Here is a 25,937-nt window from a genome sequence, read left to right on the forward strand (position 1 = left end):
CAATAGGGGTTGAGTCACCCCCGATACCTTACTTTGACGGCGCCCCAGCCAGTACCCATTCGACCACCGAACGCGCGTCGGCGTCGCTCATGCGCGGATGCGCAGGCATCGGAATCGCGCCCCAGACGCCGGAGCCGCCCTCCTTCACCTTCTTCGACAGCTTTGCCACGGCCTGCGGATCGGCCTTGTAGCGGGCGGCGATTTCCTTGAACGACGGGCCGACGAGCTTGCGGTCGACCGCGTGGCAACCCATGCACGCATTGCCGCGCGCCACCTTCAGGCCGTCACCGACATCCGCATGCGCGGCGCCCAGCGTGCCCGCCACGAGCGCCGCGGCTGCGGCGCCCTGCATCATCCACGGTTTCAATTGCTTCATCTGCATGCTCTTCATTGCGACGGTGCCTTCGGGTTGCCCGGGTGCACGCTCGACGAATTCGAGATCGGTGCGGGCGGCTGCAGCGGCGTCGACTGCACCGACGCGTCGGGCACGGCGCCCACCGTCGCGGTATCCGCCGGCGCGGCGGCCTGCGCACCGGACGCGCCGCTCGCGGGCGACGCCGCCTGCAGCGCCTGCGCGTCCTGCGGCTTCACGTACTGGAACACCTTCACGACCTTCTCGACGCCGGGCACCTGGCTGGCGGCTTCCGCGCCGCGATTGCCCTCGTCGACCGTCACGAGCCCCATCAGGTAAAGGTTGCCGCGTTCGCTGACCACCTTGTAGTAGTTCGCCGAGATGCCCTTCGTCGCGATCAGCTCGGACTTCACGCGCCCCTCGAGGTACGAGTCGTTCGCGCGCGACGACAGCGACGACGCCGGCTCGACCGACAGCTCGTTGACGATGCCGTTCACGTTGTTGATGCCGCGCACGATTTCCTCGGCGCGCTGCTTCGATGCGTCGTTCGGCACCTCGCCCGTCAGCAGCACGCGGCGGTTGAACACCGTGACGTTCACGTGCGACTGGTCGGGCAGCCCGTTGTTGATCTGCGTGAGCGACTTGACCTGGATCTCACGATCCTCCGTCTGCGCACCGAGCGTACGGCGGTCGGTCGCGACCAGCGCGCCGCCGCCGGCCGCTGCGCCGACGATCCCGAGCACACAACCCTGCAGCGACACGGCGAGGCCCGCCGTCAGCGCGGCAAGCAGCGTGGTTCTGACGAGCGTCTGTTTGACGCGGCTTTGATTCATCGACGGCTCTCCTTCGTTCAATCCTCACCCAGCAGCATCGCGTCGATGCCGTCGCACAGGCAGTGGATGGTCAGCAGATGGACTTCGTGGACGCGCGCCGCACGAGCGGCGGGCACGTTGATCGGAATATCGGTGTCGGACAGCGCGGCCGCGACCGCATGGCCGTCGCCGCCCGTCAGCGCGACGACGGTCATCTCGCGCTCGTGCGCTTCGTCGATCGCCGCCAGCACGCGCGGCGACGCGCCGCCCGGATCGAGCACCAGCAGGATGTCGCCGGTCTGGCCGAGCACGCGCACCTGCTGGGCGAACAGTTGCTCGGCGGACACCGCCCCCGCGAGGCCGCCCTGCGACGCATCGGTGGCCAGCGCGATCGCGGGCAGGCCCGGACGCTCGCGCTCGAAGCCGCCGACGAGCGACACGGCGAGGTAGTGCGCGGCGGCGGCCGACGGGCCGTCACCACACGCGACGATCTTGTTGCCGTTCGCCAGCGCGGCGAACATCGCATCGACCGCGGCTGCGATCGGCAGCGACAGTGCGTCGGCCGCTTCGGCGTGAAGCGCGGCGCTGTCGTGGAAATGTTGCTGAATACGTTCGACTGACATCGATTCCTGGTGAACTGGGCGCGCGGCACGCATCGCGCGACATCGTGGGTGCGGCGAGTTTACCGTACTCCGGCACGCTCTCCGGGGGTCCGGCAAGAACTCTTTACATCTCGTCACAGCTCGCGGCTACGCATCGTCGGCACGAAATGCGTCGCGCAGCCACACGAGCCGCCCGGCCTCGAACGCGACGACGTCGAAGCGGCACGCGGCACCGGCGCCGTGGCGCGCCCAGAACTGGAGCGCGGCCGCCACCAGGCGCCGCCGCTTGCGCCAGCCGACGCTCGCGGCCGCGCCGCCATGCCGGACGCTGCGCCGCGCGCGCACCTCGACGAACACGAGCATGCCGTCGGGCTCGCGCATCACGAGATCGAGTTCGCCGCCGCGCATCGTCACGTTCGCCGCGACGAACACGAGGCCGCGGCGTTCGAGAAACTGCCGTGCACGCTGCTCGAACGCCGCGCCGACCGGCCTGGATCGCGCCACGCCGGAAAAGTTGTCGCCCGCGCGCGGCAAACCGCGCCCGTCGCCCGGCCGCGCCGGCGCCGCGTGGCACAATGCCGTCCTTGTTCCGCTTGCGCCGCGATTGCGCGCATTGCCTGCCATGACTGCCCTCCTCGAACTCGCGCAAACGCAGCACTACCCGGAAGCCGCGCTCTACGTGGTTGCCACGCCGATCGGCAACACCGCCGACATCACGCTGCGCGCGCTGCACGTGCTCGGCCTCGCCGACCGCATCGCGGCCGAAGACACCCGCAACACGGGCCAGCTGCTCGCCCGCTACGGGATGTCGAAGCCGCTCGTCGCCGTGCACGAACACAACGAACGCGAAGCCGCGCAGCGCGTGATCGAACTGCTGCGCGGCGGCGAACGCGTGGCCTACGTATCGGACGCCGGCACGCCCGGCATCTCGGACCCCGGCGCGCGGCTCGTCGACGCGGTGCGCGCCGCCGGCTTCGCGGTGATCCCGCTGCCGGGCGCGAGCGCGGCGGTGACCGCGCTGAGCGTGGCCGGCGACTGGGCCGGCGCGTTCACGTTCGCGGGCTTCCTGCCGCCGAAGGCCAGGCAGCGCGCGACCGCGCTGCAGGCGCTGGTATCGCACCCGTATGCGCTGGTGTTCTACGAAGCGCCGCACCGGATCGCCGAAACCGTCGCCGCGCTCGCCGACGCATTCGGCCCCGCGCGCCGGCTGCTGATCGCGCGCGAACTCACCAAGCTACACGAGCAACTGTTCCAGGGCACCCTGGCCGAAGGACAGACCTGGCTCGCCGGCGATGCGAACCGGCAGCGCGGCGAATTCGTGCTGGTCGTCGAAGGCGCGCCGGCGACGAGCGGCGAAGCCGACGACACCGCGCACGACGCGCTGCTCAGGCTGCTGCTGGAAGAGGTGCCGGTGAAGAGCGCGGCGAAGCTCGCGGCCGCGCTGACGGGCGCGTCGCGCAACACGCTGTATGCGCGGGCGCTCGCGCTGAAGGATGAAAACTGACGCGCGAGCCGGCCGGCACCGGGACACCGGTGCCGACGTCGCGCCGTGCAGGAAAGACAAAGGGCTGCCCTCGGGCAGCCCTTTTGCATGAGCGGTCGATCCGCCGCGTTACTTCGTCGAGACCGACGCGAGCATTTCGTCGCGTGCTTCGCGCGCTTCCTGGGGCGACAGCCCTTCGATCTTCACGCGGCCCGTGCCGGCGTGCACGAGGCCGATCATCTTGGCAGCGGCATACGACAGGTCGAGCACACGGCCGCGCTTGAACGGCCCGCGATCGTTGACCTTCACGACGACCCACTTGCCGGACGACGCGTTCGTCACCTTGATGTACGACGACAGCGGCAGCGTGCGGTGCGCGGCGGTGAGCGCGTTCATGTTGAAGCGCTCGCCGTTCGCGGTGCGGCGGCCGTGGAAATCCCGCCCGTACCACGATGCGCGGCCCGTCTGACGGAAGTCGGACACATCCTTGCCGTCGATCGGCTCGGCGTCCGCCAGCGACGACTTCTTCGCGTCCTTGGCGTCGGCAGCCGGCATCGACGCCAGTGCGGAATCGAAATTCAGTTGCTGCTTGTCGTTGTCCGCCTTCGCGGCACCGGCCGTCTTGTCGACCGCGTTCTTCTGGTTCGCGCTTCCGGTGGTCTGGCTGGGTGGCACCGCACAGCCCGTCAACGCGAAAAATAATGCAATGGTCCCGAAACGAGTCGGAAATCGTACGTTCATCGACGTGTCGCCTTCTGGTTCGGGCCGCTCCTTCGTCACGCTGCTTCACAGCGCGGACACGCGGCCCGGACGGCAAATGCGTGCACGCCCCGCTCGGATGCGAGCAGGCGGCTAGCATGGGCGCGGCTTTCGTCTATGCCGCAACCGTCCTGATTAGCTTTCACGTCTGGCGCAACCTGTCCCCAACAGCCTGACCAGACCCCACATGCCGCCATCGAACATGGCTTTCACGTTCGCGCGCGTCGAAACGACCAACGCACAGGAACGGCGGCACAGGCCTCATCCGGCGGCGCGGCAGCAGGGCCGCAGGCGGGCGCGCAGCACCCGGCCGGACAAGACGTGAGCACCGAATGCTCGGTGCTGGATACACCGCCGGACTCCCCGGCGGCTGATGCTTGACGGTGCTTCCGACGCCCCTTTTTAACGGGGCCGAAACACCAGCGAATGGCGTGAAATTCACGCGCAATGGAGCGCATTATACATAAATCAAAACGCTGTCCTGAAAAGCACCGCCGGCGGACCATTGATTCTCACTATGGCTGTAACAATCGACATGCTCCGGGAATGCCCGGAGGCGCGCACCGCGACGCGCGTCGCGCGGCCGGCAAGCGGCACGCGCGACCGGTACAATCGCTCCTTTTAGCCGCCGGTGCCTCCATGAAAGTCACGCTCATTCCGGTCACGCCGTTCCAGCAGAACTGCTCGCTGCTCGTCTGCGAGAAGACGGGCCGCGCCGCCGTCGTCGATCCGGGCGGCGATCTCGACCGGATCCAGCAGGAAGTCGCGCGGCAGAACGTGCAGGTCGAGAAGGTGCTGCTCACGCACGGGCACATCGATCACTGCGCGGGCGCGAAGACGCTCGCGACGCACTACGGCGTGCCGATCGAAGGGCCGCAGGAAGAAGAGCGCTTCTGGATCGAGAAGCTGCCGATGCAGAGCGAGCGCTTCGGCTTTCCGGCCGCCGAAACCTTCGAGCCGGATCACTGGCTGAACGACGGCGACACCGTGCAGTTCGGCGACGAGACGCTCGAGGTCTATCACTGCCCGGGCCACACGCCCGGCCACGTCGTGTTCTTCAGCCGCGCGCATCGCGTCGCGATCGTCGGCGACGTGCTGTTCGCCGGCTCGATCGGCCGCACCGATTTCCCGCGCGGCAATCACGAGGATCTCGTCCGCTCGATCAAGGAGAAGCTGTGGCCGCTCGGCGACGACGTGACGTTCGTGCCGGGCCACGGCCCGGTGTCGACGTTCGGCGACGAGCGCCGCACGAACCCGTTCGTGTCCGACAAGGCATTCGGATGAACCAGACCGCCATCCCGGAAATCTACGTCAGCACCGACGTCGAGGCCGACGGCCCGATCCCCGGCCCGCACTCGATGCTGAGCTTCGCGTCGGCCGCCTATACCGAGGACAAGCAGCTGATCGCGACCTTCTCGGCCAACCTCGAGACGCTGCCGGGCGCGCAGGCGCACCCGGTGCAGGAAGCGTGGTGGAAGACCGAGCCCGAGGCATGGGCCGCGTGCCGCCGCGACCTGCAGGCGCCCGAGGCGGCGCTCGTCGCGTACGTCGACTGGGTCGAGGCGCTGCCCGGCAAGCCGGTATTCGTCGCGATGCCGGCCGGCTTCGATTTCACGTTCATGTTCTGGTACATGATGCGCTTCGCCGGGCGCTGCCCGTTCTCGTGGTCGGCGCTCGACATCAAGACGCTCGCGTTCGCGATGACGGGCCTGCCGTACCGCAAGGCGATCAAGCCGCGTTTTCCGAAGCACTGGTTCGACGACCATCCGCACACGCACGTCGCGCTCGACGACGCGATCGAGCAAGGCGCGCTGTTCTGCAACATGCTCGCCGACCTGCGCCGCCAGCAGGCCGCGCTCGCGGGCCTCGCGGTGTCGGACACCGATCGGTCGGAAAACGCGGGGGCGGGACAAAACCCCACGGATCCGCGAGCAAATTAGCGAATCTCGCTCAGCAACGCGACGCCAGATTGCCTTTCCTTTCCCGGCCCTCTAACATTCAGCATGTTGTTGCTGCCGCATGGAGGCGCAGGTGACGCTCGATTCCTTTTCGCAAAAAATCCTTCGCCTGTTGCAGCTCGACGCGCGCCGTTCCGTTCAGGAAATTTCCGACCAGGTCGGCCTGTCGAGCACGCCGTGCTGGCGCCGCATCAAGGACATGGAACAGTCGGGCGTGATCCAGCGCTACACGGCGCTGCTCGATCGCGAGAAGCTCGGCCTGCACGTCTGCGCGCTCGCGCACGTGCACCTGACCCGCCACAACGAAGGCGGCGTCGAGCAGTTCGAGCGCGAGATCGCGACCTGCCCGGAAGTCACCGAGTGCTACAGCACGACCGGCGAGGCCGATTACATCCTCAAGATCGTCGCGCCGGACATCAAGGCCTACGACGTGTTCCTGCACGAACGCATCTTCAAGATTCCCGCCGTGTCGCAAGTGCGCACGAGTGTCGTGCTGCGCGAGATCAAGTTCGACACGCAGCTGCCGCTGTAACGGCTGTAACGCGCACGCCCGCGCGCACGGCCCGCCGGCGGCAGATCACGCCTGCGCGGGCATCGTGCGCGTGAAGCCGATCCGGCGCGCGCCGAACTCGCGCTCCAGCGCGTCGACGTCGAGCCGGCCGGCCAGCGCCGCATCGGTGTCGTGCGGATCGCACGCCAGCGTCACGTCGATCTCGAGCCCCGTGCTCAGGTAATGCAGGTTGATCGCCGCCGCATGCAGCCCGCGCTGCGCGAGCGCGGCCTCGAGCCGCGCCGCGATCTCGCCGCGCGGCGGCAGCGCGAGCGCCGGACGGCGCGCCGCGTCGTTCTCGGGGTCGACGTGGATCAGCGCGTCGAGCACGCGCGGGTCGCGCAGCACGCGTGCACGTGCGGTTTCCGCGATGTAATGCCCTTCGGAGACGGAGATCATCGGATCGACGAGGATGTGCGCGTCGACGAGCGCCGCATCGCCCATCTTGCGCGTGCGCAGGTCGTGCACGTCGCGCACGCCCGGCGTTGCCGCGAGCAGTGCGCGGATCTCGGCCGTGTCGGTCGTATCGAGCGCGCGGTCGGAGAGGTCCTGCAACGCGTCATAGCCGAACGTCCAGCCCATGCGCGCGACCATGAAGCCGACGATCGCCGCCGCGATCGGATCGAGCAGCCGCACGCCGGCCAGGCTGCCGACGATGCCGATCGCGACGACGAGCGACGAGGCGGCATCCGAACGCGCATGCCATGCGTTCGCGACGAGCATCGCCGAGCGCACGCGCCGCGCTTCGCGCAGCATGTAGCGAAACAGCGCCTCTTTCGACACGAGCACCGTCAGCGCGACGACCAGCGCGGAAAAATGTACCGCCGGAATATTTTCGAGATTAACGAGACGGTCGCCGGCCCGCCACAGCATGCCGACGCCCACTGCAATCAGGATTGCGCCGAGAAACAGCGACGCGACGGTCTCGTAGCGGCTGTGCCCGTAATTGTGGTCGGCGTCCGGCGATGCGCCGCTATGCCGATTCGCAACCAGCACGACGAAATCCGAGATCAAATCGGAAATCGAATGCACGCCGTCGGCAATCAATGCTTGCGAATGCGCAATCGTGCCGACGACGATCTGAAATGTCGCAAGCACGACATTCAGCACAATACTGACGAACGTGCTCTTGCGTGCAACCGCGTGCTTATCTGCGCTCTGCGCGTCGCCGGAAAACGTGGACATGAAATATGAGATATCGGTGTGCGGTACCCAATTCTATCAAGGGCGCCCCGCGAATCCCGCCAATACCCGTAAATTTCTTATTCAAATCAATCGCTTATGCGAACAGGTCGTATTTCCATTCGCACCCTCGATTATTACATTTTCATGACAACGCGATGCGCGCGGCGGCCGCTGAAAACAAAAAAGCCGCGCTCCTGAACGGACACGCGGCTCTTTTGAAGCGCAGGTGACTTAAACAAACGTTTAAATCGCAAACTGTTCGCGGTTCTTGCCAGCGATCCAGCGCGGCGGCTTGCCGCGGCCCGACCACGTCGCGCCCGTTTCCGGATCGCGGTATTTCGCGGCGACGCCGGCGCGCGGACGGCCAACCTTGCCTGCCTTCGCGCGGCTGAGACCGAGTTCGGCGAGCGAAAAGCCGTAGTCGGCAATTTTCTGCTTCACGTCATTCAGCACTTCAGCGTATTCACGCGACTTCGCTTCTTCGATTTGCTTCTCCAGCTTCTCCCGCTGGGCCAGCAGGTCCTTGTAAGAAGACATAGTTTCCCTTTCTATCTGACTAATGGCGCCGGTCTGCAGCCAGCTCACCATTCATGAAATATATGTGCCTCGGATTTTCGAAGGCAGAGATTAGCACAAAAAAGATTTGATAGAAGCGAGATTCATGAAAATCCCGAGATCAATTGAAATTCACTCGTGTCATTTTGACCGGTCGCGGCCTTTTCTCAAATTTTTACGTTCCTACACAGAGATTAGGACATTAGCCATTGGCTATTAGGCCTATCAACATACGCAATTACCCTGCATTCGGAAAAATAGAAGCTTTCATCGGACGACAGTTTTACGAAAATCGGACGGCGCAACACGCTAAACGGACAAACCGCGGACAAGCCCGCACCGCGACGTCACGCCACATCCCGCGCGCACGCAATCAGCCGCTCGTGCAACGCGCCCGCGTCGGCCAAAGGCGTATCGAACGGCGTGCGCACGCGGCGGCCGTCGTGTCGCCAGTCGGCGCCGTGACGATCGACGCCGAGCAATTCGAGCCCGTCGCGGCGCGCCGCGCCGCCGTCGTACGCGTCCCATAACGCCTGTTCCTCGTCGAAGGCGAGCGGCGGCAGCGCATCGAGATGCGCGCCGTCGACCCAGCCCATGCGCCCGAAACCGCCGATATAGCGCAGCCGCTCGACGTCGAGCGCCCAGAACGTGAAATCGCCGAGCGCCAGATAACGCGCGGCGTCCGGCTCGTAGCGCAGGTAGCGCGCGGTGACGTGCGGATCGTCGCCGAGCGGCACGAACCGGCCGAGCAGCGTCGCGCGCTCGGCGTTCAGCACGTCGCCGCCGGACGCGTCGACCACGAGGAAGCCCGCGCGCGGATCGGCGGCCAGGTTGCGCGTGTGCTCCGCGAGGCCGCTCACGAGGATCACCGGACGATGGCTTGCATCGGGTGCAAACGGAACGACCGTCGGATACGGGAAGCCCTGCGGATCGCGCGCATGGGTGGCGAGCGTGCCGAGCGGGCAGCGGTGCAGCAGATGCAGGGCGAGAGCGGGATCGATGTTCAAGAGGACTCCTGCGGTCGAAGGGCGGCGCGCCGGGCACGCCATGCGCTTCGATGTTACCCGCGGGCGCGGCACGCCGCGCATCGGTCGAACGGCCAATGCGGCGTATCCCGGAGGGCACCGCGACCGCCCGGACATCGGCCAAGCGGCCATCGCCCGGCAGGATCGTAAGCGGTTCGATAGAATCGGACGGGTCCGACGGGCGCCGCGTGCGTCCGCGCATTTCCTTTGACGAGCCTTTCCGTGTCCGAATCCTCCTCCCCCGAATCGTCGTCCCCGTTCGCCGCGCCGCCCGACGCGCATCGCGTGCTGCCGCTGCCGGCCCGCCAGCGCGCACGCACGGCGTCGATGGCGCTGTTCTTCGTCGCCGGCATGATGTACGCGTCCTGGGGCGTGCACGTGCCGACCGTGCGCGACAAGTTCGCGCTGAGCCCCGGCCTGCTGTCGATCGCGCTGTTCGCGGTCGCCGGCGGCTCGATCGCCGCGATGCTGACCATCGCGCGCTGGATCACCCGCGTCGGCTCGCGCACCGCGTGCCTCGCCGGCGGGCTCGTGATGTCCGCGTGCGCGGCGCTGATCCTCGTCGTGCCCGATTACTGGATGCTGCTCGCGGTGCTCGCGCTGTTCGGTTTCTCGATGGCCACGCTCGACGTCGCGATGAACGCCGAGGCCAGCGCCGTCGAGATCGCGCTCGGCAAGCCGATCATGTCGTCGCTGCACGGGATGTTCAGCATCGGCGGGATGGCGGGCGCGGCCGCCGGCGGCGCGCTGCTGTCGGCCGGCATGGCGCCGGTCGTGCATCTCGCGCTCGCGGCAGCCGTGAGCGCCGCGGTGCTCGTGGCCGCCAGCCCGGCCGTGTTGCCGCACGTGCCGCACCACGAACACGCGCATGGCGGCGGCAACCGCTGGCGCTCGCCCGCGTTGTGGATGCTCGGCGGCATCGCGCTGATTGCACTGGTCGCCGAAGGCGCGATGTACGACTGGGCGACGGTCTACATGCGCGACGTCGTCGCGGCGAGCCCCGCGCTCGCGAGCGCCGCGTATGCGGCATTCTCGGGCGGGATGGCCATCGCGCGCTTCGCGGGCGACGCCGTGCGTGCGCGCTTCGGCGCGCCGCAGCTCGTATTCGCGAGCGCGTCGCTCGCATGCGCGGGGATGATCGGCGCGCTGCTGCTGCCGAACCCGGTCGCGGTGCTGACCGGCTTCACGCTGATGGGCCTCGGCCTCGCGAACATGATGCCCGTGCTGTTCGCGGCCGCCGCGCGCGTGAAAGGCATCCACGCGGCCGAAGGGCTCGCGCACGTGGCGGGGCTCGCGTATTTCGGGCTGTTGTTCGGCCCGGTCGTGATCGGCGCGGTCGCGCAGGCCGCGAACCTGACGATCGGCCTGTCGGTCGTCGCGCTGTGCGCGGCGCTCGTCGCGCTGGTCGCGCCGAAGGTGCTCGCACATCTGAAGATCTGACGGTACGGCGCTCGCCGGGCCGAACGGCCAAAGGGAAACAAAAAGAAAACGCGCATGCGTTGCCGCATGCGCGTTTTCACCCCTTCTGTTGACCGCCTGTTGCGTTACATCTTCACTTCGTCGAGCAGCGACTTCTTGCCGCCCTTGTAGTTGTACAGCGAGATCACGCCGTGCTGCAGGTCGCCCTTCGAGTCGAAGGTCGTCGTGCCGATCACGCCCGAGTAGTTCGTCGCCGGCATCGCGGCGAGGATCTTCGCCGGATCGGTCGAGTTCGCGCGCTTCATCGCGTCGACGATGATGTACACGGCGTCATACGTGAACGGTGCGTAGATCTGGATCGGCTGGCCGAAGCGCTTCTCGTACTTCGCCTTGAACGCCGCGCCGCCCGCCATCTTCTCGAGCGAGGCACCGGCTTCCGAGCACACCACGTTGTCGGTCGCGTCGCCGGCCAGGTCGGCCAGCTTTTCCGTGCACACGCCGTCGCCCGCGAAGATCTTCGCGCGCAGGCCGAGCTGCTTCGCCTGTTTCGCGAACGGGCCGCCGGTGGCGTCCATGCCGCCGTACATGATCGCGTCCGGATTCTCGCCCTTGATCTTGGTCAGAATCGCGCGGAAGTCGACCGCCTTGTCGTTCGTCGCGTCATGCGACATCACCTTCAGGCCGAGCGCCTTGGCCTTCTTCTCGAACTCGTTCGCGAGACCCTGGCCGTACGCGGTCGAATCGTCGACCACCGCCACGCTCTTGATGCCCTTCGAGTGCGCGTAGTTCGCGAGTGCCGGGCCCTGCTGCGCATCGGTGGCCACCACGCGGTACGTGGTCTTGAAGCCCTGCTGCGTGTAGGCCGGGTTCGTGGCCGACGGCGAGATCTGCACGATGCCCGCATCGCTGTAGATCTTCGACGCCGGGATCGACGTGCCCGAGTTCAGGTGGCCGACCACCGCGACGACCTTGTCGTCGACGAGCTTCTGCGCAACCTGCGTGGCCTGCCGCGGGTCGGCCGCGTCATCCTGCGGGTCGAGTTGCAGCGTGATCTTCTGGCCGCCGACCGTGAGACCCTTCGCGTTGATCTCCTCGACTGCGAGACGCGCGCCGTTTTCGTTGTCCTTGCCCAGGTGTGCAATGCCGCCCGTCAACGGCGCGACGTGGCCGATCTTGACGACTTGATCGGCTGACGCGTTGCTTGCAGCTGCAGCGCACAGCATCGCTGCGGCGGTGATCGGCAACAGCTTTTGCATCTTGATATTCATGTAAGTCTCCAGTTCGGTCCCAAAAAACGCCATCGCCCGGTGCCCCGCTGCCATCCCTGTGTTTGCAATCACTGGACGATTCGCCGGATGCATCGTTCATGCACTTGGCCTCAAGCACGTGAAAACCGCCGCTTTTAGCAGCCGCCCGTCCGTACTTGCGCGCAAGTGTAGGTGATCAAATTAATTTGTGGGACTTTTTTGGGGTAGTGGTAACACTACCGATATGCGCACTTTGGAACGACTACTCGAATATCGCTGCAAGCCCCGCCGGATAAGGGTTTCCGCTAATTCCAGAGGCGTCGCCGAAAGGTCGCTTCAAAGTATTCCCGGGGCATTTCGATTCGGTATTTTGTGCCCGGGATCATTGAATGAAACGCGCGTGACAGCGCGCGTTTCGTCGTCCGGCATGAACGATTCAGGCAGCCGCCGCACGCCATTCGGCATCGAGCGCGGCGACGAGCTGCGACGTCGTCAGCGCATCGCCGCGCCGCCGCGCGAGCGGCGCGCCCTGCCCGGCCCACAGCGACAGGTAGTCGCCGTCGTTCGCGCGCGCGGCGGCCTGGCGCAGCGGCTGCGTCAGCGCGTTCTGCACCGGGTACGGCGCGACGTCGGCCACGCGTTCGCCGAGCCGCGCCATCAGCGTATTGCGCAGCCCGCGCGCGTGGCGGCCGGTGATCGCGCGCGTGACCTGCGTCGACGTATCGGTGCTCGCGAGCAGGCGCGCCTTCCAGTCCGCCGCGATCGCGCTTTCCGTGCAGGTGAGGAACGCGGTTCCGAGCTGCGCGCCCTGTGCGCCGAGCGCAAGCGCGGCCGCGATCCCGCGGCCGTCCATGATGCCGCCGGCGGCGAGCACGGGCAGGCCCGTCGCGTCGACCAGTTGCGGCACGAGCGCGAACGTGCCGATCAGCGCATCGTCGGCGGAACCGATGAACGTGCCGCGATGGCCGCCCGCCTCGGCGCCCTGCGCGGACAACGCGTCGGCGCCGGCCGCCTGCCATGCGAGCCCCTCGGCCACGTGCGTCGCCGTGCCGATCACGTAGGTGCCGGCGGCCTTCAGGCGCGCGACGTCGGCCGCGTCGAGCACGCCGAACGTGAAGCTTGCAACGGGTACGCGCAGCGCCACCAGCGCATCGAGTTGCGCACGGAAATCCGGCGCGTAGCGCGCGGGCGCGGTGCCCGGCGGCAATCCGAGCGCCGCGTTCAGCGGGTCGATCGCGGCCAGCGCACGCGCGACGGTCGCCGCGTCGGGCGTCGCGTCCGGCAGCACGAACAGGTTGATCGCGAACGGGCGGGCGGTCGCCGCGCGGATGGCTTCGACTTCGGTCGCGAGGCGCTCGGGCGCGAACGCGGCGGCGCCGAGACTGCCGAGCGCGCCGGCATTCGATGCGGCGGCGACCATCGCAGCCGTGGTCGCGCCGACCATCGGCGCCTGCACGAGCGGCAGGCGCAGGCCGAAGCGTTCGGAAAAGGGTGTGGAAAACAGGCGGGCAGACATGACGAGTCCTTCGATGACGATGCGCGAAAGCGCTTTGTAAAGGCTGGCACATCGACTCTATCGAAGCGGCGCCGCGCCGAAAAATGAATAATCGAGATCGAAACGATCGCTGCGCGAGAAGCAGGCACGCGTCCTGCGCCGATACACGACCGGTGGCACATGAGGCCGCCTCCCTCACCCGGGGGCGCGCGTCCTGCATCGTCACACGATCGGTGGCACACTAGGCCGCCTCTTTCACCCCGGGGCGCGCATCGCGCACCCCGTTCGCCAGGAGTTCAGAACGTGACTGCCCAATGGATCGACATCCCGACCGGTAACGACAGCTTCGGCGGCTATCTCGCGCTGCCCAAGCGCGGCACTGGCCCTGCCGTCATCATCATCCAGGAGATCTTCGGCGTGAACTCGCACATCCGCGCGGTCGCCGACCAGTACGCGTCCGACGGCTTCGTCGCGCTCGCGCCGGACGTGTTCTGGCGCACGCAGCCGCGCGTCGAGCTGACCTATGAAGGCGCGGACCGCGACAAGGGCATCGAGCTGATGAAAAAGACCGATGTGGGCCTCGCGGTCGCGGACATCGGCGCGGCCGCCGATGCGTTGCGCGCGCGCCCCGAAGTGGCCGGCAAGATCGCCGCGATCGGCTACTGCTTCGGCGGCCAGCTCGCGTACCGCGCGGCCGCGACCGGCAAGATCGACGCGGCCGTGGCCTACTACGGCGGCGGCATCCAGAACGCGCTCGACCTCGCCGGCAAGGTCACGCAGCCGATCCTGTTCCACTACGCCGAAAACGACCACGGCATCCCGCTCACGGCCGTCGACCAGGTGAAGGCCGCGTTCGCCGGCCACGGCCATGCGTCGTTCCACGTCTATCCGGGCGCCGAGCACGGCTTCAACTGCACGGATCGCGCGTCGTACAACCAGCGCGCATCGGCGCTCGCGCACGGCCGCACGCTGACCTTCCTCGCCGAGCACCTCTAAAAGCGGCCGGCAGCGGGCCCCTCGCAGCGGGCCCGCGTTATGCTGCCGACATCGCCACGCGTCACAACGGGGGTGACTGCGATGCACTCGGACTATCTCGCGCACGACGCGATCGGCCTCGCCGCACTGGTACGCGAACGCAAGGCGAGCCCGCGCGAACTGCTCGACGCCGCGATCGGCCAGGCCGAAGCGGTCAACAGCGCGATCAACGCGATCGTGCTGCAGGACTACGAAGCCGCACGCCAGCGTGCGGTCGCCACGCCGGACGGCGGCGGCGCCGACGCACCGTTCGCCGGCGTGCCGTATCTGGTCAAGGATCTCGGCGCGGCGGTGGCCGGGCTGCCGCTGTCGATGGGCAGCCGGCACTACCGGTATTTCGTGCCTGACGACGATTCGCCGGTGATCGCGCGAAGCCGCGCGGCCGGGCTCAACGTGTTCGGCAAGACCAACACGTCGGAAATCGGCGAGATGCCGTACACGGAACCCGAACTGTTCGGCGCGTGCCGCAATCCGTGGAATCTCGATCACACGCCCGGCGGCTCGAGCGGCGGCGCGGCCGCGGCCGTCGCGGCCGGCATCGTGCCGCTCGCGCATGCGTCCGACGGCGGCGGCTCGATCCGCATTCCGGCGTCGTGCTGCGGGCTGTTCGGCCTGAAGCCGACCCGCAACCCGGTCCTCGTCGACCGGCCGTCGAACGGCGAGCTGGTGGTCCAGCATGCAGTCACGCGCAGCGTGCGCGACAGCGCGCTGCTGCTCGACGTGACGACCGGCCAGACCTTGCCGGCCGGCGCGCCCGGCACGTTCCTCGGCGAGCTCGACACGCCGCCCGGCCCGCTGCGGATCGGCCTCGTGCTCGACCCGATGCTCGCGCCGGCGCTCGCCGACGACACCCGCGCGGCGCTCGACGACGCGGCCGCGCTGCTCGAATCGCTCGGCCACCACGTCGAGCCGGCGACGCTGAACGTCAACTACGCACGCACGGCCGAAACCTTCCTCACGCTGTGGGCGACGATCGCCGAGGAGATGGTGCTCGGCGCACGCGCGCTGACCGGCCGCACGCCGAAGCGCGGCGAATTCGAAGCGGCGACGTGGGCGATGGCCGTGGTCGGCCGGCGCCTCGCGCGCACCCGCCTGCCGGACGTGCTCGAATGGCAGCGCCAGCTCACCGTGCAGGTCTCCGGCCTCGTGTCGCGTTACGACGCGATCCTGTGCGCGTCGCTCGCGGGGCCGCCGGTGAAGATCGGCGAATTGCAGCCGACGCCGTTCGAATCGGCGCAGATGAAGGTGCTCGCCGCGCTGCCGGTGAAGCCGCTGCTGAAGGAAATGCTCGCGAGGTCGTCGGAAAAGGCGTTCACGTGGGCCGGCTGCACCGAGCTGTTCAACCTGACCGGCCAGCCGGCGATGTCGGTGCCGCTCTACTGGAACGCGCGCGGGCTGCCGATCGGCGTGCAGTTCGCCGCGCGCCACACCGACGACGCGCTGCTGCTCAGGCTGGCACGGCAGCTCGAACAGGCGCGGCCGTGGTTCGACCGCCGCCCGCCGTTGATGCAGGCGCAGCGCTGACGCGCGCGGCCCCGCTCCGCAACCCTCGAAAAAAAGCCCCGCCGGCAGAAACCGGCGGGGCTTTCGCACATGCAGCCGCGTGAGCGCGCCTACACGTCGAGCCGTTCACAGATCGTCCGCGTCGCGGCCGCCGTGTTCAGCGTATAGAAATGCAGCCCGGGCACGCCCGCGTCGACCAGACGCTGGCACAGGCCCGTGACGACGTCCGCGCCGAACGCGCGGATCGACTCGCGATCGTCGCCGAAGCTCTCGAGCCGGCGCGCCACCCAGCGCGGCACTTCGGCACCGCACATCTCGGAGAAGCGCATCAGCTGCGAGAAGTTCGTGATCGGCATGATGCCCGGCACGATCGGCACGTCCACGCCCAGCTTGCGCGCATCGTCGACGAAGCGGAAATACGCGTCGGCGTTGAAGAAGTACTGCGTGATCGCGGAATTCGCGCCGGCCTTCACCTTGCGCGCGAAATTCTCGAGATCGGCCTTCGGCGAGCGCGATTGCGGGTGGTACTCCGGGTAGCCGGCGACCTCGATGTGGAACCAGTCGCCATGCTCGGCGCGGATGAAGCTGACGAGCTCGGACGCATAGCGCAGCTCGCCGACCGCGCCCATCCCGGACGGCAGGTCGCCGCGCAGCGCGACGATGTGCCGGATGCCGTACGAGCGGTACTGGTCGAGGATCGCGCGCAGGCTGTCGCGCGACGAGCCGATGCACGACAGGTGCGGCGCGGCCTCGAGGCCGTCCTTCTGCATGTCGAGCACGGTATCGAGCGTGCCCTGCTGCGTCGAGCCGCCGGCGCCGAACGTCACGGAGACGAATTTCGGCTTCAGCGGCATCAGTTGCGCACGCGTGGCGCGCAGCTTCTCGACGCCTTCCGCCGTCTTCGGCGGGAAGAATTCAAACGAGAGTTCGATCGGTTTCATGATTCGGTGGGAACAGGCTCAGGCCTCAGCCGATGTCGCGCTGACCGAAGATCAGGGCGGACAGCAGCCACGACACGATGCTGTACAGGATCGAACCGAAGAACGCGGACCAGAACCCCGACACCTCGAAGCCCTTCAGCAGCGACGACGCGAACCAGAAGCACAACGCGTTCACGACGAGGATGAACACCCCGAGCGTGACGATCGTGACGGGCAGCGTCAGCAGGATCAGCACCGGGCGGATCACCGTGTTGATCAGGCCGAGCACGACCGCGATGATCAGCGCCGTGCCGAAGCTCTTGATGTGGATCGACGGCACGAGGTACGTGATGATCAGCAGCGCGAGCGCGTTGATGACCCAGGTGAGGATGACGCTCATGGAGTGCTCCGGTTCGGTTGTCGATCGGTACGATCAGTGGCCGCCGCCGGCCGCCGCGGGTGCCCGAAGGCGCGCCGCGGCAGCCGGCGATCCCGCGCCGTGCCGCCGTGCCGGGTGCGCGTCGGCGACGCGCGCACGGCACCGCGGCGGCGGCGCATCGGATCAGTAGCGGTAGTGGTTCGGCTTGAACGGGCCGTCCTTCTGCACGCCGATGTACGAAGCCTGCTCGTCGGACAGCACGGACAGGTTCGCGCCGATGCGCGCGAGGTGCAGGCGCGCGACCTTTTCATCGAGGTGCTTCGGCAGCACGTACACCTTGTTCTCGTACTCGTTGCCGCGCACGAACAGCTCGATCTGCGCGAGCGTCTGGTTCGCGAACGAGTTCGACATCACGAACGACGGGTGGCCGGTCGCGCAGCCGAGGTTCACGAGGCGGCCTTCCGCCAGCAGGATCACGCGCTTGCCGTCCGGGAAGATGATGTGGTCGACCTGCGGCTTGATGTTTTCCCACTCGTACTGGCGGGTCGACGCGACGTCGATTTCCGAGTCGAAGTGACCGATGTTGCAGACGATCGCGTTGTGGCGCATCGCCTTCATGTGGTCGTGGTTGATCACGTGGAAGTTGCCGGTGGCCGTCACGAAGATGTCGGCCTTGTCGGCCGCGTATTCCATCGTCACGACGCGGTAGCCTTCCATCGCCGCCTGCAGCGCGCAGATCGGATCGATTTCGGTGACCCACACGGTCGCGCCCAGGCCGCGCAGCGACTGCGCGCAGCCCTTGCCCACGTCGCCGTAGCCCGCGACGACCGCGACCTTGCCCGCGATCATCACGTCGGTCGCACGCTTGATGCCGTCGACCAGCGATTCACGGCAGCCGTACAGGTTGTCGAACTTCGACTTCGTGACCGAGTCGTTCACGTTGAACGCCGGGAACGGCAGGCGGCCGTCCTTTTCCATCTGGTACAGGCGGTGCACGCCGGTCGTGGTTTCTTCGGTCACGCCCTTGATGTGCGCGAGGCGCGTCGAGTACCAGGTCGGGTCCGCGTCGAGGTGCTTCGCGATCGACTTGTACAGCGCGACTTCTTCCTCGTTGGTCGGCTTCGCGATCACCGAACGGTCCTTCTCGGCCTTCGCGCCGAGGATCAGCAGCAGCGTTGCGTCGCCGCCGTCGTCCAGGATCATGTTCGCGAATTCGCCGTTCGGCCATTCGAAGATGCGGTGCGAGAACTCCCAGTATTCGTCGAGCGATTCGCCCTTGAACGCGAACACCGGCGTGCCGGCTTCGACGATCGCGGCAGCCGCGTGATCCTGCGTCGAGAAGATGTTGCACGATGCCCAGCGGACGTCGGCGCCGAGCGCCTTCAGCGTCTCGATCAGCACGCCGGTCTGGATCGTCATGTGCAGCGAACCTGCGATGCGCGCGCCCTTCAGCGGCTGCTGCGCCTTGTATTCGTCGCGGATCTGCACGAGGCCCGGCATTTCGGTCTCGGCGATGTTCAGTTCCTTGCGGCCCCAGCCGGCCAGCGCCATGTCGGCGACGACGAAATCGTTGGAGGCTTTGGAATCGATAATGGCGTTCATCACGCCCTCCTTTCTAAAAAGTTTCTAGATTGGTGACGTGAGCGCCGTTCAGGAAGCGGGGCCGGTGCGACGGTCGCGATACGCGCGCCGCACGGCTGCTTGGTGAAGCTTTCCGAGCCTGGCGGACGCAGGGGTCCGTCGCAACGCTCCTCGGAAAACGGAGGGGATTGTAGCAAATCGGCGCGCAGAATGCGCACACGGATGCAGATGCCAAACGCGCGGCGTCGACGCGCGCGGCCGTCGGGAACGGTAAAGGGTCAGGATTCCGCGCCGACCCACGCCTGTTCGCGCAGCCGCGCGCGCAGGCGCGCGACGGCCTGGCTGTGCAGCTGGCATACGCGCGATTCGCTCACTTCGAGCACCGCGCCGATCTCGCGCAGATTCAGACCCCGTTCGTAGTACAGCGACATCAGCAGCTTCTCGCGCTCCGGCAGCCGCTCGATCGCCTCGACGAGCGCTTCGCGCAGGTGCTCGTCGAGCAGTGCCGACAGCGGGTCCGCGTGGTCGACGCGGTAGCGGTCGAGGAACGGCTCGTCGTCGGCCGCGCGGTCGAAATCCTCGTAGTAGATCAGCTGGCTGCCGTGCAGGTCCTGCAGCATCCCCTGGTACTCGTCGAGCGGCATGTTCAGGTGCTGCGCGATCTCGGTCTCGCTCGCCGAGCGGCCGAGATGCTGCTCGACCTGGTGCACCGCGTGCTCGACCTCGCGCGACGTCTTGCGCAGGCTGCGCGGCAGCCAGTCGTTGCTGCGCAGCTCGTCGAGCATCGCGCCGCGGATGCGCTGCGTCGCGTAGGTCTCGAACTGCGCGCCCTGGTCTTCCTTGTAGCGGCCGGCCGCGTCCATCAGGCCGATCATGCCGGCCTGGATCAGGTCGTCGAGGTCGACGCTCGCCGGCATTTTCGCGACGAGCTGCAGCCCGAGGCGACGCACGAGCGGCGCATATTGCGCGAGCACGTCGGCCTGGGACATCTTTCCTTGAGCGTTGTACATCATGGCTCTCTCCTTCCGGTGGCGCTCATGCGGCGTGTGCCGCGCCCGCCTCATACGACGGCTTGCCGCCCGCGTGCACGGCGCGGCCCGCACCCGAACGCGGGCGCATCGGCCAGTACAGCAGGTCGGCGGCAATCTGCCGGTAGTCGCGCGCGGCGGCCGACGACGGGAACGCGTCGACCGCGGCGCGCGTCAGCTCGCGCGCATGCTCGACGAGCGGATCGGCGCTCACGCAGCCCGCGTCGTCGATCGACACCGTCAGGTAGCGGCTCGCGACGCCCGCGAGGTTGTCGAACGCGACCTTCGCATCCGCGTGGCTGCCGACGTGATTGGTCAGCACGCGGAACTGCGCGAGCGCGTGCGCGAAATGCAGCCGCTTCATGCATGCGTATGCCTCGGTGATCGCCTGCGCGGCGACCCGCGTGACGACCAGCACGTCGTGCGCTTCGCGGGCGAGCGCCGAGAACGAACCGTCGGCGCCGAGCTGCGCGTCGACGAGGACGATGTCGGCCGGCCCGTCGATGAAATCGCTGAGCTGCGCGTCGGTGTAGCCGGCACGCGCGAGCCGCGCGGCGGCGCACAGGCCGAAGCCGGCCGCGACCCGCGTGCGCTCGCCGTCACGCAGCCACGCGCCCGCGAGGGTCGCGCTGGCCGAATGCACGTCGGCGCGCTCGTCGACGACGAGCACGTCCTTGCCGAGCGACGCGAGCGCCGCCGCGAGGTTCACGACGGTGGACGTGCAGCCGACACCCGCCGGCCCGCCCGTCACCGCGACGATGCGCGACGCGCGCCCGGCCAGCAGGCGCCGCAGCCCTTCGGCCTGGTCGATGGTTCGTTTATCCAAATCGCACCTCGTGCAGCTCGGCGGTGGAACGTGCGGTCAGTGCGGAAAGCAGCGTCGGCATGTCCTCGTCTTGCGGCACGAAGGGCGAGCCGTCGCGCGGCACACAGAACGCGCTCTTCAGCAGGAATCGGGTCGATGCGACGTACAGGTTCTCCGGCACCTTCTGGCCGGTCGACACGTAGTGGATCGGCAGCTTGTAGCGGATCACCGTGTCGAGCACGCCGCCGAGGTGGGTCGCCTCGTCGAGCTTCGTGAGGATGCAGCCGGCCAGGTCCGGGGATGCCGCCTGCGGATGCTCGCCCGCGCTGCGGTACGCCTGCACGACTTCGTTGAGCGTGTCGCCATGGCTCGTCGCGTTGAGCAGCAGCAGGCGCTGCACCGGCGCGTTCGCGCCGTGCAGCATCGCGATCTGGTCGGATACCGCGCGGTCGCGCTGGCTCATGCCGATCGTGTCGATCAGCACGATGTGCTTGTTGCGCAGCTCGGACAGCGCGAGCGCGAGATCGCCCGCATCCTTCACCGCGTGCACGGGTACGCCGAGGATCTTGCCGAAGATGCGCAGTTGTTCGTGGCCGCCGATCCGGTAGCTGTCGGTGGTCAGCAGCGCGACCTTGCTCGCGCCGAAGCGCATCACGCAGCGCGCGGCCAGCTTCGCGGTGGTGGTCGTCTTGCCGACGCCCGTCGGCCCCATCAGCGCGAACACGCCGCCGCGCTCCATCAGCGCGTCCTCGCTGTCGAGCACCGGCAGGTTCGCCGCGAGCACCGACTGCGCCCATTCGGCCGCCTGTTCGAAGCTCTGCGCGCCGTCGCCGGACGGCATGTTGTCGACCAGCATCCGCACGAGCTGCGCGGAGAAACCGGCCGAGAACAGGTGCTTCGTCAGCGCGCCATGCACGGCGCTGCGACGCTGGCGGTCGTGCCACATCAGGCTGTCGAACTGCTCTTCCATCATCCCGCGCAGCTCGCCCAGCTCCTGCATCACCGTATCGTTGACGATGCGCTCGATGCGCGACTTCACCGCATCGGCCACCGCGGCGGCAGCGTCGGCGGACAGGCGCGTGCGCTCGGCCGCCTTCGCGGCCTGCGCAGCGCCCGGGTCCGGCGCGCGGGTCGCGGCGGCCGGCATCCGGCGTTCGGCGTCGCGCACGATGTCGCGCGCCCAGCCGGGCGGCGTCGCGCTCACGGCGGCCTGCGGGGCCGGCGGGCTCGGCTGCGGCGCGGCGGGCGCCGCCTGCGTGCGCGCCATCAGCGCATCGCGCTGCTGGGTCAGGCGCTTCGCGTGCTCGACCAGCCACGGTGCGGGTTCGGAAGCCGCGGCCGGCGCACCGGCGGCGGGAGCGACGGCGGCCGACGGCATGCCGGCCAGCGGGTCCGCATCGAGCGTCGAAGCGGGCGCGGCCGTGTCGTCCGAGTTCGCGTCCGCATCGGCGCTTGCGCCGAACATCGACGAGAACACGTCCGGCAACCCGCCTTCGCCTGCCGCATACGGATTGACGGCCGGGCGGGCGAGCGCCGCGCCCGGGCGCGACACGATGCCCGGCACCGCGGCGGCGGGCACCGATTCCGGCACGCGCGGCGGGGTCATGCGTGCGCGTGCCGCAGCCGGTGGCGTCACGGCGGCCAGGTCCGAATCGGCGAGGGCGACGATTTCCACGCTGCCGTCATCGAGCGTGCGGTTCGACAGCACGACCGCGTCGGCGCCGAGCGCCTCGCGCACGAGACGAAGTGCGTCGCGGCTCGTTGCGCCGGTGAATTTGCGAATGTTCAAGCGGAACCCCCGATGACGTTAACGACTTTGATCGTGCGTGTGTCCGGCACTTCGGCGTACGACAGCACTTTCAATTGCGGCAGGCTGCGGCGCAGGAAACGCGCGAGCATCGCGCGCAGCGCGTGCTGCACGAGCAGCACGGGCGGCAGCCCGAGATTCTGTTGACGCAGCATCGCCTGCTGCGTGCCGGTCAGAAGGTTGTGCGCGAGGCCGGGTTCGAGGCCCGGGTTCGCGCCGGTGGCGAGCGCCTGCGACAGCACGCGCTCGAGATTCGCGTCGAGGCCCATCACCTGCATCTCGCCCGCGCCCGGATACCACTGCTGCGTGATCGCGCGGCCGAGCGCGAGCCGCACCGCGGCCGTGATCTCGAACGCGTCGCCGCGGCCCGCGTGTTCGGACACGGCCTCGAGGATCGTGCGCATGTCGCGGATCGGCACGCCTTCCTCGAGCAGGTTCTGCAGCACCTTCTGCAGCGTCGTCAGCGAGATCGTCTTCGGCACGAGGTCCTCGACGAGCGACGGCGCGTCCTTGCCGGTGCGCTCGACGAGCGCCTGCACTTCCTGGCGGCCGAGCAGTTCGGCCGCGTGCTGGACGACCAGATGGTTCAGGTGCGTCGCGACGACCGTGCTCGCGTCGACCACCGTGTAGCCGTACACCTGCGCCTGTTCGCGCATCGCGACGTCGATCCACACGGCCGGCAGCCCGAACGCGGGGTCCTGCGTGACGGCGCCCGGCAGCGCGGCCGTCACCTGGCCGGGGTTGATCGCGAGCCACTGGCCCGGGAACACTTCGCCGACGCCGATCTCGACGCCCTTCAGCGCGATCCGGTACGCGTTCGGCCGCAGCTCGAGGTTGTCGCGGATATGGATCACCGGCGGCAGGAAGCCGATTTCCTGCGCGAATTTCTTGCGGATGCTCTTGATGCGCTTGAGCAGTTCGCCGTCGCTGTTCTTGTCGACGAGCGGGATCAGCCGGTAGCCGACTTCGAGGCCGAGCGGGTCGATCAGCTGCACGTCGTCCCAGGTCGCCTCGTGGCTGTCGGACGGCAGCACGGCGGGCGGTGCGATGTCGGTCAGGTCGCCGGCCGCCTTGCGGGCCGCCGCGCGCTTCGTCTGCGTACGGGCCAGCCAGATCGCGCCGCCGCCGAGCGCGAGGAACGCGAAGTGCGGCATGCCCGGGATCAGCCCCATCAGCACGATGATCGCGCCGGTGATGTTCAGCACGCGCGGGTTCGTGAACAGCTGGCCGGTGATCTGCGTGCCGATGTCCTCGTCGGTCGCGACGCGCGACACGATCACGCCGGCGGCGGTCGAGATCACGAGCGACGGGATCTGCGCGACGAGGCCGTCGCCGATCGTCAGCAGCGTGTAGTTCGTGCCGGCCGCGGCGAACGTCATGTCGTGCTGGACCATCCCGACGATCAGCCCGCCGATCACGTTGATCGCCATGATGATCAGGCCGGCGATCGCGTCGCCGCGCACGAACTTCGACGCGCCGTCCATCGACCCGTAGAACTCGGCTTCCTGCGAGACGGCCAGGCGGCGCTTGCGCGCCTGCTCTTCGTTGATGAGGCCCGCGTTCAGGTCGGCGTCGATCGCCATCTGCTTGCCGGGCATCGCGTCGAGCGTGAAGCGCGCGGACACTTCGGCGATCCGCCCCGCGCCCTTCGTGATCACCATGAAATTGATGATCATCAGGATCACGAACACGACGATGCCGACCGCGAAGTTGCCGCCGACGAGGAAGTGGCCGAACGCCTCGATCACCTGGCCGGCCGCGTCCGGCCCGGTGTGGCCCTCGAGCAGCACGACGCGCGTCGACGCGACGTTCAGCGACAGGCGCAGGAGCGTCGAGAACAGCAGCACGCTCGGGAACGCCGCGAAGTCGAGCGGCTTCATCGTGTACATGCTGACGAGCAGCACCATCACGGACAGCGCGATGTTGAACGTGAACAGCAGATCCAGCAGCATCGGCGGCAGCGGCAGGATCATCATCCCCAGGATCATGCAGATGAGGATCGGGCCCGCGAGCGCGCGCAGGTTGGTGCCCGCGAACGGATTCTGGCGCTTCGCGAACAGGCCGGTCGGGGTGCTCATGCCGCGCCTCCGTTACCGAGCGTGTCTTCGGCTTCCTCGCGTTCGTCGTCGGCGGAGACCGACGCGCCCTTGTCGAGGTCGGCCGGCACGTCCAGGTCGACCGGCACCGCCGGGAACGCGCCGCCTTCCGAACGGAAGCGCTTGAGCTGGTAGACCCACGCGAGCACTTCGGCGACGGCCGAGTACAGCGAGCCGGGAATCTCGCGTTCGAGTTCGACGTTGTGATACAGCGCACGCGCGAGCGGCGGCGCTTCGAGCAGCGGCACGTTGTGTTCGGCCGCGAGTTCGCGGATGCGCGCGGCGACGAGGTTCACGCCCTTCGCGACGACCTTCGGCGCGCGCATCTCGCCGTCCGTGTATTGCAGCGCGACGGCGAAGTGCGTCGGGTTCGTCACGACCACGTCGGCCTTCGGCACGGCCGCCATCATCCGGCGCCGCGCGATCGCGCGCTGCTGCTGGCGGATCCGCCCCTTCACGTGCGGATCGCCTTCGTTCTCGCGATGCTCGCGCTTCACTTCTTCCTTCGTCATGCGCAACTTCTTGTTGTACTGCCAGATTTGGTAAGGCACGTCGAGCGCGGCGACCACCAGCATCCCGGCGACCGTCGTGCCGCAGCACACGGCGACCAGGTGCAGCGCATCGGGCAGCGCCACGCCGAGCGGCTGCATCGCGAGACCGAGCAGCTCGTCCTTGCTGCGCCAGATCGCGACGCCGCCGATCACGCCGACGACCAGCGTCTTCGCGAGCGACATCCCGAGCTGGATCGGCCCCTGGATCGAGAAGATCCGGCCGAGGCCCGAGATCGGGTTCAGGCGGTCGAACTTCAGTTCGAACGTCTTCTGCGAGATCAGCCAGCCGCCGAGCGCCATCGGCGCGAGCAGCGCGGCGACACCGGTGAGCGCGAGCAGCGGCAGCAGCGCGGCGAAGCCTTCGAGGCTCGCGCTGCCGGCCGCCGACAGCATCCGGTTCGTGTCGAACGCGGTGGCGCGATCGAACAGGAACGCGCCGCGCAGCATCGCCTGCAGATGCCCGCCCGACGGGCCCGCGAGCAGCCAGGCACCGTAGAACCCGGCCGCGAGCAGCGCGAACGAAGCCAGTTCGCGCGAACGCGCGACCTGCCCCTCCTCGCGCGCCTTCTCGCGGCGCCTGGGAGTGGCGGCTTCGGTCTTGTCGAGATCGCTCTCGTCTGCCACGGGGCCTCCAGTCGGGTACGGCGGAATGCCGCTTTCCAGTGACACCGATTATTCATGGAGGCGTCAAACACCGATCGGTCGAGCAAAGCCGGGAAAGGGGGGTATTTCGGGGAATCGGGCGAGCCGGTGCAAACGCGGCCGGACGGGGCCGGAAGGGGGACGGAAC

The 25,937-nt window shown here is 68.1% G+C and carries 25 protein-coding genes and 1 riboswitch; of the genes, 7 read left to right on the forward strand and 18 right to left on the reverse strand.

Annotation, left to right across the window (positions count from 1 at the left end):
• Positions 1-28: 28 nt before the first annotated feature.
• From DPV79_RS35145 to DPV79_RS35160, 4 genes are all read right to left on the reverse strand, one after another.
• Positions 29-391 (reverse strand): c-type cytochrome, encoded by a 363-nt coding sequence (locus DPV79_RS35145; RefSeq protein WP_021158617.1) that lies wholly within the window; start codon positions 389-391, stop codon positions 29-31.
• A complete protein-coding gene (locus tag DPV79_RS35150; RefSeq protein WP_027788619.1) occupies positions 388-1,185 on the reverse strand; it encodes a BON domain-containing protein in 798 nt (265 codons plus the stop codon). Before DPV79_RS35150 ends, DPV79_RS35145 begins: the two co-directional genes overlap by 4 nt.
• 17 nt (positions 1,186-1,202) lie before the next feature.
• Complete coding sequence (locus DPV79_RS35155; RefSeq protein WP_042974154.1) at positions 1,203-1,787, reverse strand: SIS domain-containing protein; 585 nt, start codon at positions 1,785-1,787, stop codon at positions 1,203-1,205.
• A gap of 126 nt (positions 1,788-1,913) precedes the next feature.
• Entirely contained in the window at positions 1,914-2,342 is a 429-nt protein-coding gene (locus DPV79_RS35160) for a YraN family protein (protein WP_208866761.1), read from the reverse strand.
• A gap of 46 nt (positions 2,343-2,388) precedes the next feature.
• Between DPV79_RS35160 and rsmI the strand changes: the two genes are divergently transcribed.
• Complete coding sequence (gene rsmI, locus DPV79_RS35165) at positions 2,389-3,270, forward strand: 16S rRNA (cytidine(1402)-2'-O)-methyltransferase (RefSeq protein WP_021158621.1); 882 nt, start codon at positions 2,389-2,391, stop codon at positions 3,268-3,270.
• Positions 3,271-3,378: 108 nt separating this feature from the next.
• Here rsmI and DPV79_RS35170 read toward each other — a convergent pair whose 3' ends face one another.
• Complete coding sequence (locus DPV79_RS35170) at positions 3,379-3,990, reverse strand: septal ring lytic transglycosylase RlpA family protein (protein WP_027788623.1); 612 nt, start codon at positions 3,988-3,990, stop codon at positions 3,379-3,381.
• Positions 3,991-4,647: 657 nt separating this feature from the next.
• Between DPV79_RS35170 and DPV79_RS35180 the strand changes: the two genes are divergently transcribed.
• The 3 genes from DPV79_RS35180 (at position 4,648) to DPV79_RS35190 (ending at position 6,498) form a co-directional block, all read left to right on the forward strand.
• The gene (locus tag DPV79_RS35180) at positions 4,648-5,292 is read left to right on the forward strand and encodes an MBL fold metallo-hydrolase (RefSeq protein WP_027788624.1); all 645 of its coding nucleotides are present in this window, start codon (positions 4,648-4,650) and stop codon (positions 5,290-5,292) included.
• Entirely contained in the window at positions 5,289-5,948 is a 660-nt protein-coding gene (locus DPV79_RS35185) for a 3'-5' exonuclease family protein (protein WP_027788625.1), read from the forward strand. Before DPV79_RS35180 ends, DPV79_RS35185 begins: the two co-directional genes overlap by 4 nt.
• A 79-nt stretch (positions 5,949-6,027) precedes the next feature.
• The gene (locus tag DPV79_RS35190) at positions 6,028-6,498 is read left to right on the forward strand and encodes an Lrp/AsnC family transcriptional regulator (protein WP_006477376.1); all 471 of its coding nucleotides are present in this window, start codon (positions 6,028-6,030) and stop codon (positions 6,496-6,498) included.
• Between the two features lie 45 nt (positions 6,499-6,543).
• On the opposite strand, the gene DPV79_RS35195 is transcribed toward DPV79_RS35190, so the two are convergent.
• The 3 genes from DPV79_RS35195 to DPV79_RS35205 form a co-directional block, all read right to left on the reverse strand.
• Positions 6,544-7,701 (reverse strand): cation diffusion facilitator family transporter, encoded by a 1,158-nt coding sequence (locus DPV79_RS35195; RefSeq protein ID WP_113047569.1) that lies wholly within the window; start codon positions 7,699-7,701, stop codon positions 6,544-6,546.
• 243 nt (positions 7,702-7,944) lie between these two features.
• Positions 7,945-8,238 (reverse strand): H-NS histone family protein, encoded by a 294-nt coding sequence (locus tag DPV79_RS35200; RefSeq protein ID WP_006491875.1) that lies wholly within the window; start codon positions 8,236-8,238, stop codon positions 7,945-7,947.
• A gap of 365 nt (positions 8,239-8,603) precedes the next feature.
• Complete coding sequence (locus tag DPV79_RS35205; protein WP_113047570.1) at positions 8,604-9,263, reverse strand: HugZ family pyridoxamine 5'-phosphate oxidase; 660 nt, start codon at positions 9,261-9,263, stop codon at positions 8,604-8,606.
• 240 nt (positions 9,264-9,503) lie between these two features.
• Between DPV79_RS35205 and DPV79_RS35210 the strand changes: the two genes are divergently transcribed.
• Entirely contained in the window at positions 9,504-10,721 is a 1,218-nt protein-coding gene (locus DPV79_RS35210) for an MFS transporter (RefSeq protein ID WP_059493946.1), read from the forward strand.
• A 104-nt stretch (positions 10,722-10,825) separates the two neighbouring features.
• Here DPV79_RS35210 and DPV79_RS35215 read toward each other — a convergent pair whose 3' ends face one another.
• Together DPV79_RS35215 and DPV79_RS35220 are read right to left on the reverse strand one after the other, a co-directional pair.
• A complete protein-coding gene (locus DPV79_RS35215; protein ID WP_027788629.1) occupies positions 10,826-11,968 on the reverse strand; it encodes a branched-chain amino acid ABC transporter substrate-binding protein in 1,143 nt (380 codons plus the stop codon).
• 415 nt (positions 11,969-12,383) lie between these two features.
• On the reverse strand, positions 12,384-13,463 hold the full coding sequence (locus DPV79_RS35220) for an NAD(P)H-dependent flavin oxidoreductase (protein ID WP_060062336.1): 1,080 nt from the start codon (positions 13,461-13,463) through the stop codon (positions 12,384-12,386).
• 282 nt (positions 13,464-13,745) lie between these two features.
• On the opposite strand from DPV79_RS35220, the gene DPV79_RS35225 reads away from it, so the two are divergent.
• Positions 13,746-14,438, forward strand: coding sequence for a dienelactone hydrolase family protein (locus DPV79_RS35225; protein WP_027788631.1), 693 nt, complete (start codon positions 13,746-13,748; stop codon positions 14,436-14,438).
• 81 nt (positions 14,439-14,519) lie between these two features.
• Positions 14,520-16,001, forward strand: coding sequence for an amidase (locus DPV79_RS35230; protein ID WP_113047571.1), 1,482 nt, complete (start codon positions 14,520-14,522; stop codon positions 15,999-16,001).
• An 89-nt stretch (positions 16,002-16,090) separates the two neighbouring features.
• On the opposite strand, the gene metF is transcribed toward DPV79_RS35230, so the two are convergent.
• The 8 genes from metF to flhB all read right to left on the reverse strand — a co-directional run bounded on the left by metF (position 16,091) and on the right by flhB (position 25,771).
• Positions 16,091-16,921, reverse strand: a complete 831-nt coding sequence (gene metF / locus DPV79_RS35235) for a methylenetetrahydrofolate reductase [NAD(P)H] (RefSeq protein ID WP_021164275.1) — start codon at positions 16,919-16,921, stop codon at positions 16,091-16,093.
• Between the two features lie 25 nt (positions 16,922-16,946).
• A complete protein-coding gene (locus DPV79_RS35240) occupies positions 16,947-17,300 on the reverse strand; it encodes a phage holin family protein (RefSeq protein ID WP_006477367.1) in 354 nt (117 codons plus the stop codon).
• Between the two features lie 162 nt (positions 17,301-17,462).
• Positions 17,463-18,881 (reverse strand): adenosylhomocysteinase, encoded by a 1,419-nt coding sequence (gene ahcY, locus DPV79_RS35245; protein ID WP_059687861.1) that lies wholly within the window; start codon positions 18,879-18,881, stop codon positions 17,463-17,465.
• Positions 18,882-18,913: 32 nt separating this feature from the next.
• Positions 18,914-19,039: riboswitch (S-adenosyl-L-homocysteine riboswitch) on the reverse strand.
• 99 nt (positions 19,040-19,138) lie between these two features.
• Positions 19,139-19,873 carry an RNA polymerase sigma factor FliA gene (locus tag DPV79_RS35250; RefSeq protein ID WP_006484033.1) on the reverse strand — a complete coding sequence of 245 codons (735 nt, stop codon included), beginning with the start codon at positions 19,871-19,873 and terminating at the stop codon, positions 19,139-19,141.
• Between the two features lie 22 nt (positions 19,874-19,895).
• A complete protein-coding gene (locus tag DPV79_RS35255) occupies positions 19,896-20,714 on the reverse strand; it encodes a nucleotide-binding protein (protein WP_104767048.1) in 819 nt (272 codons plus the stop codon).
• Positions 20,707-22,482: a flagellar biosynthesis GTPase FlhF gene (flhF, locus tag DPV79_RS35260; protein ID WP_113047572.1), complete on the reverse strand. Its 1,776-nt coding sequence runs from the start codon at positions 22,480-22,482 to the stop codon at positions 20,707-20,709. The genes DPV79_RS35255 and flhF overlap by 8 nt, the downstream gene beginning before the upstream one ends.
• A complete protein-coding gene (flhA, locus tag DPV79_RS35265; RefSeq protein WP_021162676.1) occupies positions 22,479-24,578 on the reverse strand; it encodes a flagellar biosynthesis protein FlhA in 2,100 nt (699 codons plus the stop codon). Before flhA ends, flhF begins: the two co-directional genes overlap by 4 nt.
• On the reverse strand, positions 24,575-25,771 hold the full coding sequence (flhB, locus tag DPV79_RS35270) for a flagellar biosynthesis protein FlhB (RefSeq protein WP_021162677.1): 1,197 nt from the start codon (positions 25,769-25,771) through the stop codon (positions 24,575-24,577). Before flhB ends, flhA begins: the two co-directional genes overlap by 4 nt.
• Between the last annotated feature and the right edge of the window lie 166 nt (positions 25,772-25,937).

This window comes from Burkholderia reimsis, assembly GCF_003294055.1.
Lineage (GTDB): Bacteria > Pseudomonadota > Gammaproteobacteria > Burkholderiales > Burkholderiaceae > Burkholderia > Burkholderia cepacia.

Excerpts from the sequence above, each read along its gene's own strand:
- DPV79_RS35145 (WP_021158617.1), bottom strand. The coding sequence starts at position 391 with ATGAAGAGCATGCAGATGAAGCAATTGAAACCGTGGATGATGCAGGGC.
- DPV79_RS35150 (WP_027788619.1), bottom strand. The coding sequence starts at position 1,185 with ATGAATCAAAGCCGCGTCAAACAGACGCTCGTCAGAACCACGCTGCTT.
- DPV79_RS35155 (WP_042974154.1), bottom strand. The coding sequence starts at position 1,787 with ATGTCAGTCGAACGTATTCAGCAACATTTCCACGACAGCGCCGCGCTT.
- rsmI (WP_021158621.1), top strand. The coding sequence starts at position 2,389 with ATGACTGCCCTCCTCGAACTCGCGCAAACGCAGCACTACCCGGAAGCC.
- DPV79_RS35170 (WP_027788623.1), bottom strand. The coding sequence starts at position 3,990 with ATGAACGTACGATTTCCGACTCGTTTCGGGACCATTGCATTATTTTTC.
- DPV79_RS35180 (WP_027788624.1), top strand. The coding sequence starts at position 4,648 with ATGAAAGTCACGCTCATTCCGGTCACGCCGTTCCAGCAGAACTGCTCG.
- DPV79_RS35185 (WP_027788625.1), top strand. The coding sequence starts at position 5,289 with ATGAACCAGACCGCCATCCCGGAAATCTACGTCAGCACCGACGTCGAG.
- DPV79_RS35190 (WP_006477376.1), top strand. The coding sequence starts at position 6,028 with ATGGAGGCGCAGGTGACGCTCGATTCCTTTTCGCAAAAAATCCTTCGC.
- DPV79_RS35195 (WP_113047569.1), bottom strand. The coding sequence starts at position 7,701 with ATGTCCACGTTTTCCGGCGACGCGCAGAGCGCAGATAAGCACGCGGTT.
- DPV79_RS35200 (WP_006491875.1), bottom strand. The coding sequence starts at position 8,238 with ATGTCTTCTTACAAGGACCTGCTGGCCCAGCGGGAGAAGCTGGAGAAG.
- DPV79_RS35215 (WP_027788629.1), bottom strand. The coding sequence starts at position 11,968 with ATGAATATCAAGATGCAAAAGCTGTTGCCGATCACCGCCGCAGCGATG.
- DPV79_RS35220 (WP_060062336.1), bottom strand. The coding sequence starts at position 13,463 with ATGTCTGCCCGCCTGTTTTCCACACCCTTTTCCGAACGCTTCGGCCTG.
- DPV79_RS35230 (WP_113047571.1), top strand. The coding sequence starts at position 14,520 with ATGCACTCGGACTATCTCGCGCACGACGCGATCGGCCTCGCCGCACTG.
- metF (WP_021164275.1), bottom strand. The coding sequence starts at position 16,921 with ATGAAACCGATCGAACTCTCGTTTGAATTCTTCCCGCCGAAGACGGCG.
- DPV79_RS35240 (WP_006477367.1), bottom strand. The coding sequence starts at position 17,300 with ATGAGCGTCATCCTCACCTGGGTCATCAACGCGCTCGCGCTGCTGATC.
- ahcY (WP_059687861.1), bottom strand. The coding sequence starts at position 18,881 with ATGAACGCCATTATCGATTCCAAAGCCTCCAACGATTTCGTCGTCGCC.
- DPV79_RS35250 (WP_006484033.1), bottom strand. The coding sequence starts at position 19,873 with ATGATGTACAACGCTCAAGGAAAGATGTCCCAGGCCGACGTGCTCGCG.
- flhA (WP_021162676.1), bottom strand. The coding sequence starts at position 24,578 with ATGAGCACCCCGACCGGCCTGTTCGCGAAGCGCCAGAATCCGTTCGCG.